We start from the raw sequence: 13,492 nt of genomic DNA on the forward strand, positions 1-13,492 counted from the left end.
CGTCCGTGTTGTCACCATGGGGCGTGCCCCGAGACACCGAACCCCGGCTGCTGCGCGCCTTCGTCGCCGTCGCCGACGAGCTGAACTTCACCCGTGCCGCCGCCCGGGTGTTCGTCGCCCAGCAGTCCCTGAGCCGCGACATAAGGCGGCTGGAGGAGCAGCTCGGCACCGTGCTGTTCGTCCGCACGACCCGGCGGGTGTCCCTGACCCCGGAGGGGGAGCGGCTGCTGCCGTACGCCCAGCGCGTGCTGGCGGCGCACGACGAGCTGAACGCCGCTGCCGTACGCGAGGAGCGCCCCCTGATCGTCGACGTCGGTGCCCCGGCCTCCACCGGGCAGCAGGTGCTGGACGAGGCCCGGCGGCTGGCGCCCGACCTGGAGTTCGTCGCCCGCTACCACAGCGGCCTGATCAAGGCCGCCGCGGAGATCTCCGGCGGACGGCTGGATGTCTCCTTCGGCCGGGTCGCAGGGCTGGACCCGGCCGTGCTGGGCGTGCTCGACCACCGTCTGATCCGCTACGAGAGGGTGGCCGTGCTGCTGCCGGAGGGGCACCGGCTGGCCCGGCTGCCCAGGGTGCCGGTGGACGCGCTGGCGGGGGAGGTCCTGTACGCGGGGGCCGGCAACCCCGAGACCGCGGAGTGGACCGACTACGCCCGCCGCCTCTTCGCGGGCCGCGGGATAGAGCTCGCCGCTCCCTTCCCCAAGATCGAGGGGGAGGCGGAGTTCGGCCGGGTCGTCCGCAGGCGCGGCTGGTCGGTGCTGGCCAGCGAGGTCTTCGCCGCGGTACCGGGCATGGTGCTGCGTCCGCTGGTGGATCCCGTGCCGCTCTCCCCGGTCTCGGTGGTCTGGCGGCGCGGCCTGCGCCACCCGGGGGCGGACGCGCTCCGGGCGGCGGCACGGCGGCTGGCGGAGGCGGGGCGCTGGCGGGAGCGGCCCCACGGCTCCTGGCTGCCGGAGCCGGACACGCGTGTGCTGGGGGTGGCCGCGCCGTTCGTGCGCTGATCCCCGGCCGGGGCACGGCCGCGCCCAGGCCCGGCCGTGCCCCGGGAGGTTGGGAGCGGTACGGCACGGACGGTCGTCCCACCGGAGTACCAAAGCGCCGTCGGGGTCTCCTGTGAGCGGGTGAAACCGGGCGGGGACGGCGGCGGCCCGGCACGGCCGGATGCGGCCGGCCGCACCTTGACTTCCTTTGTACGGAGCCCTGTTGAGCGACGCTGGGCGGCGCGGGCGAGGGGTGGCGCCGCCCGTGCCGCCCAGGAGCCGGATTCCTCGGCCGATCCTTGATCATTATTTGTCCGTTTATGGGATATTTTCTTGGCGAGGGGTGCCAGGGAAGAACGGAGCGCGGCCGGTGTCAGGCGCCGGCCCTTTCGCATGTGGTGCCCGGCACGCGTGAAGAACCAGAGGAGGTGTTCCTGAATGGCGTGTGCTGATCCAGGGGCCGGCGGGCACCGGGGGAGACCGGTCTTCGTGGACGTGACCGGCAGACGCGGGCGCGCGCTGCGGATCCTCGGCTGGTCGTTCGGAACCCTGTGCGGAGGCTGTGTGGCCGTACTGGCCGTCGCCCTGACGGGAGGCAGCCCCACGGTTTCCGGCAACCCCGCGGTCTCCGACAGGCCCGCGCCCGGCGCCACCGCGGAGACCGGGCCCCCCGCCCTCCTGGCCGACACACAGGACTTCGGCGCACGGAGGCACTGGGGCGGCCACGAAGGCCCGGGCATGCGCTGGACCGGTAGCGGGGGAGCCGCCATCGACTGGTCGGTGGGAACCAAAGGCGACACCGCGACGACCGCCCCGCTTCTCGCAGGGGAGACCTCTCCATGACCCTGGAGGGACACCGGCGCAGCCTTCTGCGCCGACGTCGGCGCAGAAGGCTGCGCCGTCTGCTGGCCCTGGCGCTGCTGCTGACCGCCTTCACCGTGCTGATGCTGCGCGGCTATGTCCACAGCGAGTTCCTCGCGGACCACCGGGTGCGGCCCGGGGCCCCCTTCGACCGAGTGCCCGAGGAGGTCCGCGAGGGCGGCCCCGTCGTGGACGCAGCCGGCCCGCGCCCGGTCGGCCACCGGGTGCCCGACCACATGATCGTGCTGACCTTCGACGACGGCCCGGACCCGGAGTGGACGCCGAAGGTGCTGGACAAACTGGCCGAGCACGACGCGCGCGCGGTCTTCTTCGTGACCGGTGCCATGGCCGCCCGCCACCCCGGACTGGTCAGGCGGATGGTGGCGGAGGGCCACGAGATCGGCCTGCACACCTTCAACCACCCCGACCTGTCCTACCAGTCGAAGCCCCGCGTCGACTGGGAGCTGGCGCAGAACCAGCTCGCCCTGGCCGGCGCGGCCGGGGTGCGGACCTACCTGTTCCGGCCGCCGTACTCCTCGCACGCGCACGCCCTGGACAACGAGTCCTGGCCGGTCGTGCGGTACGCCGGCAGCCGCGGCTACATCACCCTCCTCAACGACATCGACACCAAGGACTGGGCGCGCCCGGGAGTGGACGAGATCGTCCGCCGGGCCGTTCCGGAGGAGGCGGGCGCCGGCGCCGTGGTGCTGATGCACGACGCCGGCGGCGACCGCTCGCAGACCGTGGCCGCCCTGGACCGGCTGCTGCCGGAGCTGAAAGCACGCGGCTACGCGTTCACCAACCTCACCGAGGCGCTGAGAGCCCCCAGCGCCCACACCCCCGTCAGCGGCCCCGAACTGTGGAAGGGCAGGTTCTTCGTCTTCGCCGTCGGCGTCGCGGAGCGGGCGACGTCCCTGTTCATCGCGGCGCTGACGGTGGTCGGTCTCCTGGTCTTCGCCCGCCTCGGGCTGATGCTGCTCCTGGCCAGGGCGCACGGCCGCGCCGCACGCCGGAGAGCCGCCCTGGCCCCGGAGCCGGTCACCCGGCCCGTCAGCGTGGTGGTCCCGGCGTACAACGAGGCCGAGTGCATCGCCCACACCGTGCGCTCCCTGGTCGCCGGGGACCACCGGGTCGAGGTCGTCGTCGTCGACGACGGCTCCCGCGACGCGACGGCCGACATCGTCGAGGGGCTGCGGCTGCCGGACGTACGGGTGGTGAGGCAGGCCAACGCGGGCAAGCCCGCCGCCCTCAACAACGGCATCGCCCACGCCTCGCACGACATCATCGTGATGGTGGACGGCGACACCGTCTTCGAGTCCTCCACCATCCGCGAACTGGTGCAGCCCTTCGCCGACCCGGCGGTCGGGGCCGTCGCAGGCAACGCCAAGGTCGGCAACCGCGACACCCTCATCGGGGCCTGGCAGCACATCGAGTACGTGATGGGCTTCAGCCTGGAGCGGCGGATGTACGACGTGCTGCGCTGCATGCCCACGGTGCCCGGAGCGGTGGGCGCCTTCCGCCGCGAGGCGCTGGAGCGCGTCGGCGGCGTCAGCGACGACACCCTCGCGGAGGACACCGACCTCACCATGGCCGTCCACCGCGACGGCTGGCGGGTGGTCTACGCGGAGAACGCCCGGGCCTGGACCGAGGCGCCCGAGACCCTCCGGCAGTTGTGGTCCCAGCGCTACCGCTGGAGCTACGGCACCATGCAGGCGATGTGGAAGCACCGCCGGGCGGTGCTGGAACGCGGTCCCTCGGGACGCTTCGGCCGTGTCGGACTGCTGCTCATCTCGCTGTTCACCGTCCTGATGCCGCTACTCGCCCCGCTGATCGACGTGTTCCTCCTCTACGGCCTGCTCTTCGGGCCGGGGCAGCGGACGGTGGCGGTCTGGCTCGGCGTCCTGGCCGTCCAGGCGGCGTGTGCCGCGTACGCCTTCCGGCTGGACCGCGAACCCCTGGCCCATCTGGTCTCGCTGCCCCTGCAGCAGATCCTCCACCGGCAGCTGATGTACCTGGTGCTGCTGCGCTCCTGGGCCACCGCGCTCACCGGCGGCCGGCTGCGCTGGCAGAAACTGCGCCGCACCGGTGCCGTCGACTCCGCCCCCGCGGGCATCGCGAAACCCCGTCACATGCAAGGGAGCACCACCGTATGACCGAGACGGCGACCCCCTCCCCGGCACAGCCCCCGGGCACGGGGGACCGAGCGTCGGCGGGGGCCGGGCGCGACCGCTATCTCGACCTGCTGCGTGCCCTCGCGCTGCTGCGCGTGGTGCTCTACCACACCTTCGCCTGGGGATGGCTGACGTTCCTCTTCCCGTCGATGGGCGTGATGTTCGCGCTGGCCGGCGCGCTGATGGCCCGCTCCCTGGCACGCCCCGGCTCCGCCCTCGGGGTGCTGCGCGGCAGGATCCGGCGCCTGCTGCTGCCGCTGTGGCTGTACGGCCTGGTGGTCCTCGGTGTGCTGTTCGCGCAGGAATGGCGGCCGGCCAGGGGGGAGGAGGCCGCCCTGTGGTGGCTGAAGCTGGCCTTCTGGGTGGTGCCCGTGGGCACCCCGCCCTTCCCGATGCGCATCGGCGAGGACGGCGGGATGCTGGACGCGGGCTGGGCCCAGCAGGCCGCCGGCCCCCTGTGGTACCTGCGCGCCTACTTCTGGTTCGTGCTGCTCTCCCCGCTGCTGCTGAAGGCGTTCCGCGCACTGCCGTGGACCACCCTGCTCGCCCCGCTCGGCCTGACCGCCGTCGTCGGCACGGGCCTGGTGGAGATCCCCGGCGCCACGGGCGAGGCGGTGCGGGACTTCGCGGTCTACGGCGCCTGCTGGGTGCTCGGCTTCGCCCACCACGACGGGGTGCTCTACCGCATCCCCAGGTACTTCGCGCCCTCGGTCGGACCGGTCTTCATGGGCCTGGGCCTGTGGTGGAGCGCCCGTCACCCGGGCCCGGACGGCTGGGACCTCGGCGACATCCCCCTGGGCCAGGCCCTGTGGTCCTTCGGGTACTGCGTCCTGCTGTTCCAGGTCAGCCCAGCCTGGCAGCGGCTGCCCGAACGGTTCCGGCGCTTCGACGGAGCGATCACACTGGCCAACAACCGGGCGGTGTCGGTCTACCTGTGGCACGAGATCGCCCTGATCGCCACCGTGCCCCTGATCGACCTGCTGTGGAGGATCCCGGCCGTATGGCGCTCCCCCACCCTCTCCGGACTGCTGGAGAACTCCTATCCGGTGCTGATGTTCCTGCTCGTCTGGCCGCTGCTCGCCGTGCTCGTGGCGGCCCTCGGCTGGGCCGAGGACCTCGCCGCCCGGCGCCGGCCCCGGCTGTGGCCCTACGGTCCGTACCGCCGGGAGGACGAGGGGGCGAAGGACGCGGGCCGGGAGGACGCGGGCCGGGCGGGCGAGAGCCGGACGGACGGGCGGCCGGTGGGCGGCGGTACGGGTGCGGGGGCGGTCCCGGGCGCGCGCGGAGCGGTCGGCGAGGGCTCACACAGGCCCTGATCCCCGGGTGAGAGCAAGGTTGCGCGGAGGTCACCTGGCGGCACCGGGGTGAAACGCGCCGTCCATAGCGTCGGGAGCCGACACCCGAGGCTGTGGAGGCGCCATGACCGCTCCGACGACCGCACCCGAAGCATCCGAAGCACCTGAGGCGCTTGATGGGCCCGAAGCGCTCCATGCGTCCGGCGTATCCGGGAAGGGGCGCTGGATCGAGCACTGGGACCCGGAGGACGAGGGCTTCTGGGAGAGGACGGGCCGCCGCGTAGCCCGCCGCAACCTCGTGCTGTCGGTGGTCTCCGAACACATCGGCTTCTCCGTGTGGAGCATGTTCTCCGTCCTCGCCCTGTTCATGGGCCCCGAGTACGGCATCGACCCGGCGGGGAAGTTCTTCCTGGTCGCCGTCGCCTCACTGGTCGGCGCCGCGCTGCGGGTGCCCTACGGCTTCGCGGTCGCCCGCTTCGGCGGCCGCAACTGGACGGTGTTCAGCGCCGCGATGCTGCTTGCGCCCACCACCGCCCTGCTGGTGGTCATGGAACCGGGCACCTCGTACACCACCTTCATGCTGGTGGCGGTCCTCACCGGGGTCGGCGGCGCCAACTTCGCCTCCTCCATGACCAACATCAACAGCTTCTACCCGCTGCGCCTGAAAGGCTGGGCACTGGGGGTGAACGCGGGCGGCGGAAACATCGGCGTCGCCGTCGTCCAGCTCGCCGGCCTGCTGACCATCGCCGTCGCCGGGGCCGCGCAGCCCAGGCTGCTGCTCGCCGCCTATCTGCCGCTGATCGTCGTCGCCACCGTGCTCAGCGCGCGGCACATGGACAACCTCTCACCCGTGCGGAACGACACGGGCGCGGCGAAGGAGGCGGCACGCGACCGCCACACCTGGGTCATGTCGTTCCTCTACATCGGCACCTTCGGCTCCTTCATCGGCTACAGCTTCGCCTTCGGCCTGGTGCTCCAGAGCCAGTTCGGCCGCACCCCCCTGCAGGCCGCCTCGCTCACCTTCATCGGCCCGCTGCTGGGCTCGCTGGTCCGCCCCGTCGGCGGCCGGCTCGCCGACCGGCTGGGCGGCGCGCGGGTCACCCTGTGGAACTTCGGGGCCATGACGGGCGCGGCCGGCATCGTCGTGGCCGCGTCGGTGCGGGAGTCGCTGCCGCTGTTCATCACAGGCTTCGCCGTCCTGTTCGTCCTCACCGGACTGGGCAACGGCTCGGCGTTCAGGATGATCCCGGGGATCTTCCGGGCCAGGGCCCGTGAGGCGGGCCTGACGGGGGAGGCGGCCGCCGTACGTGCCCGGCGGCTGTCGGGCGCGTCCATGGCGCTGATCGGGGCGGTCGGCGGGTTCGGCGGAGTGGGCATCAACATGGCCCTGCGTCAGTCCTTCGTCGAATCCGGCACCGGCACCGGGGCCTTCGCCGTCTTCCTCGGCTACTACGTGGTGTGCGCGGCGGTCACCTGGGCCGTATACACGCGGCGGGGGGTGGGGGGTGTTCGCGGAGCGGGGGTGTGAGGTGCGGGTGCGTGCGGGGGCGGGGCCGGTCCGGGGCGGACGTTCCGGACGGCATGATTTACGGGCCTGGGCGTGCACCGCTCTCTGGAACTCCCATTGCCCGCAAATCACGCCCCTGGCCTCCGGCATGGGGAACCCCGGAGTGTCCGGAACATCCGCCCCTGCCTGTCCCCTTCCGCCGTCGTCCGGGTGCGGGTGCGGGGTGGTGCGGGCCGTCGTCCGGGTGTGGGGGTGCGGTGCCGGGTTACGCCGGTGGGGGGTGGGGGTGTGTAACACCGGGGAAACCGGGGGGAACCGGGGGTGTCACGCATTCTTGTCAGGCTCGGTTCTCCCACAACGACTGCGGACGAGGAGCCCATGCACCGGGTCGGACCACTGGAAGGCTTCACCGTCGGTGTCACCGCGGCCCGGCGCGCCGACGAACTGGGCGCTCTGCTGGAGCGGCGCGGCGCGGTGGTGGTGCACGCGCCGGCCCTGCGCATCGTGCCGCTGGCCGACGACGGCGAGCTGCTCGCCGCCACCGAGGCGCTGATCGGCCGCGCCCCCGACACGGTGGTGGCCACCACCGCCATCGGCTTCCGCGGCTGGGTGGAGGCGGCCGAGGGCTGGGGGCTGGGGGAGGAGCTGCGGGGCGTGCTGGGCGGAGTGGAGCTGCTCGCCCGCGGTCCCAAGGTGCGCGGCGCGGTACGGGCCGCCGGGCTGACCGAGGCCTGGTCGCCGCCGTCGGAGTCGCTGGCCGAGGTACTGGACCGGCTGCTGGCCGAGGGCATCGACGGGCGGCGGATCGCCGTCCAGCTCCACGGCGAGCCGCTGCCCGGCTTCGTCGAGGCGCTGTGCGAGGCGGGGGCGGAGGTAGTCGGCGTGCCCGTCTACCGGTGGCTGCCGCCGGAGGACCTCGCCCCGCTGGACCGGCTGACCGACGCCGTGAGGGCCCGCTCGGTGGACGCGGTCACCTTCACCTCCGCCCCCGCCGCCGCCTCGCTGCTGGAGCGCGCGGAGCGGCGGGGTGTGCGGGAGGAGGTGCTGGAGGCGCTGCGGGGGGATGTGCTGGTCGCCTGCGTGGGGCCGGTCACCGCGCTGCCGCTGGCCGCGCACGACGTGCCGGTGGTGCGGCCCGAGCGCTTCCGGATCGGGCCGCTCGTCCAACTGCTGTGCCGGGAACTGCCCGCCCGCGCGCGGGTTCTGCCCGTGGCCGGGCGGTGGCTGGAGATCCGCGGCCACGCGGCGGTCGTGGACGGCGAGCTGCGGCCCGTACCGCCGGCCGGGATGGCGCTGCTGCGGGCCCTGGCCCGGCGGCCCGGCTGGGTGGTCTCCCGCGCCGATCTGCTGCGCGCCCTGCCCGGTGCGGGGCGTGACGAGCACGCGGTGGAGACGGCGGTGGCGCGGCTGCGTTCGGCGCTGGGCGCGCCCCGGATGATCCAGACGGTGGTCAAGCGCGGCTACCGGCTCGCCTTCGAGCCGTCGGAGGGGAGGCCCGTGTCATGAGGGGGGAGCGCCGGGGGCGTGTTGCCGGGAGCCGGGACGGGGCCCGGTGCGGTTCGCGGCCGCGGTCACCATGGCCGGGCCGGTCCCGCGGAAGCGGGGTGCCGCACGCTCGCCCGCGGGGCGGCGGCCGGCTGTGAGGGCCCGGCGGCGTGCGCGCCGCGATCCCCTGGCGTACGGTTGACGGCTGCCCTGAGTACAGCAGAAGGGGGCCGTGCGTTGGGAGCGCAGGAGACAGTGCCGTCGGTGCCGGGGACCGCCGCCGGCGACGGGCACGAGGTGCACGACGGCGTACGGGAGCGGGAGATCCGCGGGGAGCAGGAGCACCTCGACCGGGTCTACCGGCGCCTTGAGGAGAAGATCCACGAGGCGGAGTTCCTCATGGCGGACGCCGCCAAACGTGCCCAGGTCGGCACGCCGGGGGCGCTCGCCGAGCGGGACGCGCAGGTCTTCCGCGCCGGTGTGCACCTCAACCGGCTCAACAGCGAGTTCGAGGACTTCCTCTTCGGACGGATCGACCTGCTGCGGGGCAAGGACGGCGTACGCGGACCCGACGGCGCGTACACCTCCGTCGAACCGGCCGACGACGCCGTCCGCGACGGAGGCACCGGCACCGCCGCGGACATCGCCGAGACCCTGCACATCGGCCGGCTCGGCGTGCTCGACGCCGACTACACCCCGCTGGTCATCGACTGGCGCGCCCCGGCCGCCGCGCCCTTCTACCGGGCCACCCCGGTGGCACCGGGCCGGGTGGTGCGGCGGCGGGTGATCCGCAGCCGCGGCCGCCGCGTACTGGGTGTGGAGGACGATCTGCTGCGCCCGGAGCTGACGGCGTACCTGGACGGCGGGGAACTGGCCGTGGTCGGCGACGGCGCCCTGATGGCGGCGCTGGGCCGGTCCCGCGGCCACACCATGCGCGACATCGTCGCCTCCATCCAGGCCGAGCAGGACGAGGTGATCCGGGCCCCCGCCGTCTCCGTCACCGAGGTCGAGGGCGGCCCCGGCACGGGCAAGACGGCCGTCGCGCTGCACCGCGCCGCGTACCTGCTCTACCAGGACCGGCGGCGCTACGCCGGGGGCATCCTCGTCGTCAGCCCCACCCCGCTGCTGGTGTCCTACACCGAGGGCGTGCTGCCGTCGCTGGGCGAGGAGGGCCAGGTGGCCGTCCGCGCGCTGGGCTCGCTGGTGGAGGGCGCCGAGGCGGGCGCCCACGACGAGCAGGCCGTCGCCCGCGTCAAGGGCTCCTCCCGCATGGTGCGGGTGCTGCGCAGGGCGGCGCGCGGCACGCTGGAACTCGGCGCGCCGGGCTCCGCGGGGGTGCCCGGCCGGCTGCGGGTGGTCGCCCTCGGCACACGACTGGAGCTGGACGCCGAGGACCTGCGCCGGATCCGCGAGCAGGCACTCGGCGGCACCGCGCCCGTCAACCTGCTGCGCCCGCGCGCCCGGCGGCTGCTGCTGGACGCGCTGTGGGAGCGCTCGGGGGCGGGCCGCCGGTACACCGACCCGGAGCTGGCGGCCGAGGCGCGCCAGGGGTTCGACGAGGACGTCTCCACCGAGACCGACTTCACCGGCTTCCTGGACGCCTGGTGGCCCGAGCTGACCCCGCGCCGCGTACTGGCGGCCATGGCGGACGAGAAGAGGCTGTCGCGCTGGGCGCGCCGTGTGCTCCAGCCCAGGGAGGCACGGCGGCTGGCACGCTCGCTGGCCCGGCTGGACGCCGACGGCCGCGGCCCGCTGTCCGTCCACGACGTCGCGCTCCTGGACGAGCTGCGGGTCCTGCTCGGCACCCCCGCCCGCCCCCGCAGACGGGAGGTGGACCCGCTGGACCAGCTCACCGGTCTGGAGGAGCTGAGCACCTACGCCGACCGCCTCGCCGGCCGCACCGCCCGCGCCGAGCGCCGGGAGGAGGAGGAACGCACCGACTACGCGCACGTCATCGTCGACGAGGCGCAGGACCTCACGCCGATGCAGTGGCGGATGGTGGGCCGGCGCGGCCGCCAGGCGACGTGGACGGTGGTCGGCGACCCGGCGCAGAGCTCCTGGTCGGACCAGGAGGATGCCGCCGCCGCCCGCGACGAGACGCTGGGCGCCCGCCCGCGCCGCCGCTTCGAGCTGACGGTCAACTACCGCAACCCGGCCGAGATCGCCGAGCTGTCCGCCCGTGTGCTGGCCCTGGCCATGCCGGGGGTGCGCCCGCCCCGCGCGGTCCGCGCCACGGGGCTGGTGCCGCGTTTCGCCACGGTGACGGGAGGACCGGAGGGTCCGGGCGGTCCGGACGAGGCGGTGGGCCGGGCGGTCCGCGCGGAGGCCGAGCGGCTGCTGGCGGAGGTGGAGGGCACCGTGGGCGTCGTGGTGGCGATGGGCCGCCGCGAGCAGGCCCGCGCCTGGCTGGCCGGACTCGGCGACCGGGTGGTGCCGCTGGGCAGCCTGGAGGCCAAGGGCCTGGAGTACGACGCGACGCTCGTGGTCTCGCCCGCGGAGATCGCCGACGAGTCCCCGGCGGGCCTGCGGGTGCTGTACGTGGCGCTGACCCGGGCCACACAGCGGCTGACGGTCCTGTCGAGGGAGAAGGACCTGCCGGACGCGGAGGGGGTTCCCGACCTGCTGCGGGAGTGAGGCCCACGGGTTTCCCCGATCGTCTGGGCCGAACGGAATCACCTTCGCCGATCGTTTGTTAGCCTGGCTGTGGCACCGGCCCGATCCAAGCCCCCGGGCCCAACCTTCGTCGCTTCGAGCGACCACTTGCCGCGAGGCGAGCATGGCGGGTCGGTGTCACAGACGTGGATCCGAGGGGTCCGCACCGCCGGAAGGCGGTGCGGACCCCTCGTCCGTGTGCCCGGGGTCCGGCGTCCGCCGCGTGCCGCATGTCACACGGTGGACCGCGCCGCGCGTTCCACGGCGTGCGGTCCCCGGCGGGAGAGGCTTTCCGCCTTCCGGAGCCGGTTACCTGCTACCGGTCGGTAGGTGCGACGATCGGGTGACGCGATCCGGCGAGGAGGCCGGTGTGCGGCACAGCACCACGGAAAGCAGAGGAATCCGGCCATGGCAACGGCGCCCAGTGTCTCGTACTCGATGACCATCCGCCTGGAGGTGCCCGCCGGAGGCGCGGCGGTCAGCCAGCTCACCACGGCCGTGGAGTCCTCCGGCGGCTCGGTCATCGGCCTCGACGTCACCGCCTCCGGCCACGAGCGGCTGCGCATCGACGTCACGATCGCGGCCTCCTCCACCGCGCACGCCGACGAGATCGTCGCCAAGCTGCGGGAGGTCGAGGGCATCGCCATCGGCAAGGTCTCCGACCGGACCTTCCTGATGCACCTGGGCGGCAAGATCGAGATGGCGTCCAAGCACCCCATTCGCAACCGCGACGACCTCTCCATGATCTACACGCCCGGCGTGGCCCGGGTCTGCACCCAGATCGCGGCCAACCCCGAGGACGCCCGCCGGCTGACCATCAAGCGCAACTCCGTCGCAGTCGTCACCGACGGCTCGGCCGTGCTGGGCCTGGGCAACATCGGGCCGAAGGCCGCGCTGCCGGTCATGGAGGGCAAGGCGGCCCTCTTCAAGCGCTTCGCGGGCATCGACGCCTGGCCGCTGTGCCTGGACACCCAGGACACCGACGCCATCGTCGAGATCGTCAAGGCCGTCGCCCCCGGCTTCGCCGGCATCAACCTGGAGGACATCTCCGCCCCCCGCTGCTTCGAGATCGAGGCGCGGCTGCGCGAGGCGCTGGACATCCCCGTCTTCCACGACGACCAGCACGGCACCGCCATCGTGGTGCTGGCCGCGCTGACCAACGCGCTGCGCGTCGTCCGCAAGCGCATCGAGGACGTGCGGGTGGTGATGTCCGGCGCCGGGGCCGCCGGCACGGCCATCCTCAAGCTGCTGCTGGCCGCCGGGGTGAAGCACGCGGTGGTCGCCGACATCCACGGGGTGGTGCACTCCGGGCGCGCGGACCTGGTGGACGCCGCCCCCGACTCGCCGCTGTGCTGGATCGCCGACAACACCAACCCCGAGGGCGTCACCGGCACGCTCAAGCAGGCCGTCCTCGGCGCCGACGTCTTCATCGGCGTCTCAGCCCCGGACGTCCTCGGCGCCGAGGACGTGGCGGCGATGGCCGACGGCGCCATCGTCTTCGCGCTCGCCAACCCCGATCCGGAGGTGGACCCGGCGGTCGCCCGCCGGACCGCCGCGGTGGTGGCCACCGGCCGTTCGGACTTCCCCAACCAGATCAACAACGTGCTGGTCTTCCCCGGCGTCTTCCGGGGCCTGCTCGACGCCCAGTCGCGCACGGTCAACGAGGAGATGATGCTGGCCGCGGCGCGGGCGCTGGCCGACGTGGTGCACGAGGACGAGCTGAACGCGAACTACGTCATCCCGAGCGTCTTCAACGACAGGGTCGCCGGCGCGGTCGCCGGAGCGGTGCGGGAGGCGGCCATCGCGGCCGGTGAGTCTGTGACGACCACCACGGTGCCCTGAGCGCATGGGACCGGCGAGTCGGGGGCATCCCACCCGGATGGCCCCTTAGGGTGGCGAAAGCCGCACCAAGGGTTGCTACTGAGCGTAATCGTAGCGTGTCACGGGCGTCCCCCGGGTGATGCAGCAGGGCGCCGGATTGGCATTACCACCGCAGGTAGGGGCAGGATGCTCCCCCGAGGGCTGCGTCCTGGGGGCGCCCCCGCGGACGCGGAAGGTCTGGCAGCAGACCCGGGTCCGGGGACTGTCCGAGGGCCCTGGCAGCATCGGCTTCGATCTCATGCCTCACAGGCAAGAAAAACACGGGAGTACGAATTATGAACCGCAGTGAGCTGGTGGCAGCGCTGTCCGAGCGCGCCCAGGTGACCCGCAAGGACGCCGACGCTGTGCTGGCCGCGTTCGCCGAGACCGTCGGCGAGGTCGTCGCCAAGGGCGACGAGAAGGTCACCATCCCCGGCTTCCTGACCTTCGAGCGCACCCACCGTGCCGCTCGCACCGCGCGCAACCCGCAGACCGGCGACCCGATCGAGATCCCCGCCGGTTACAGCGTGAAGGTCTCCGCGGGCTCCAAGCTGAAGGAGGCCGCCAAGGGCAAGTGAGCCCTGGCGCGGCACCACACAGGCGCATGCACGAGGGCGGTCACCCCGAGAGGGTGACCGCCCTCCGCGTCGTCCGGGCCCGGCCCCGGCCCCGGAGGCGGTG

Annotated in this window: 9 protein-coding genes; all 9 read left to right on the plus strand. The window is 73.7% G+C overall.

What is annotated here, in order from left to right:
- Positions 1–23 precede the first annotated feature (23 nt).
- The 9 genes from IQ279_RS11615 to IQ279_RS11655 all read left to right on the plus strand — a co-directional run bounded on the left by IQ279_RS11615 (position 24) and on the right by IQ279_RS11655 (position 13,389).
- Entirely contained in the window at positions 24–1,001 is a 978-nt protein-coding gene (locus tag IQ279_RS11615) for a LysR family transcriptional regulator (protein ID WP_307792314.1), read from the plus strand.
- A 468-nt stretch (positions 1,002–1,469) separates the two neighbouring features.
- The gene (locus IQ279_RS11620) at positions 1,470–1,823 is read left to right on the plus strand and encodes a hypothetical protein (RefSeq protein ID WP_206348329.1); all 354 of its coding nucleotides are present in this window, start codon (positions 1,470–1,472) and stop codon (positions 1,821–1,823) included.
- A complete protein-coding gene (locus tag IQ279_RS11625; protein WP_206348330.1) occupies positions 1,820–3,994 on the plus strand; it encodes a bifunctional polysaccharide deacetylase/glycosyltransferase family 2 protein in 2,175 nt (724 codons plus the stop codon). Before IQ279_RS11620 ends, IQ279_RS11625 begins: the two co-directional genes overlap by 4 nt.
- Positions 3,991–5,328, plus strand: coding sequence for an acyltransferase family protein (locus IQ279_RS11630; protein WP_206348331.1), 1,338 nt, complete (start codon positions 3,991–3,993; stop codon positions 5,326–5,328). The genes IQ279_RS11625 and IQ279_RS11630 overlap by 4 nt, the downstream gene beginning before the upstream one ends.
- Before the next feature lie 103 nt (positions 5,329–5,431).
- Positions 5,432–6,835 (plus strand): MFS transporter, encoded by a 1,404-nt coding sequence (locus IQ279_RS11635; RefSeq protein WP_206348332.1) that lies wholly within the window; start codon positions 5,432–5,434, stop codon positions 6,833–6,835.
- A 357-nt stretch (positions 6,836–7,192) separates the two neighbouring features.
- Complete coding sequence (locus IQ279_RS11640) at positions 7,193–8,320, plus strand: uroporphyrinogen-III synthase (protein ID WP_206348333.1); 1,128 nt, start codon at positions 7,193–7,195, stop codon at positions 8,318–8,320.
- A 243-nt stretch (positions 8,321–8,563) separates the two neighbouring features.
- Complete coding sequence (locus tag IQ279_RS11645; RefSeq protein WP_206348334.1) at positions 8,564–10,933, plus strand: HelD family protein; 2,370 nt, start codon at positions 8,564–8,566, stop codon at positions 10,931–10,933.
- Between the two features lie 426 nt (positions 10,934–11,359).
- The gene (locus tag IQ279_RS11650) at positions 11,360–12,793 is read left to right on the plus strand and encodes an NAD-dependent malic enzyme (protein WP_206348335.1); all 1,434 of its coding nucleotides are present in this window, start codon (positions 11,360–11,362) and stop codon (positions 12,791–12,793) included.
- Between the two features lie 314 nt (positions 12,794–13,107).
- Complete coding sequence (locus tag IQ279_RS11655) at positions 13,108–13,389, plus strand: HU family DNA-binding protein (protein WP_093654109.1); 282 nt, start codon at positions 13,108–13,110, stop codon at positions 13,387–13,389.
- Positions 13,390–13,492: the final 103 nt, after the last annotated feature.

This window comes from Streptomyces verrucosisporus, assembly GCF_017114865.1.
GTDB lineage: Bacteria > Actinomycetota > Actinomycetes > Streptomycetales > Streptomycetaceae > Streptomyces > Streptomyces fenghuangensis.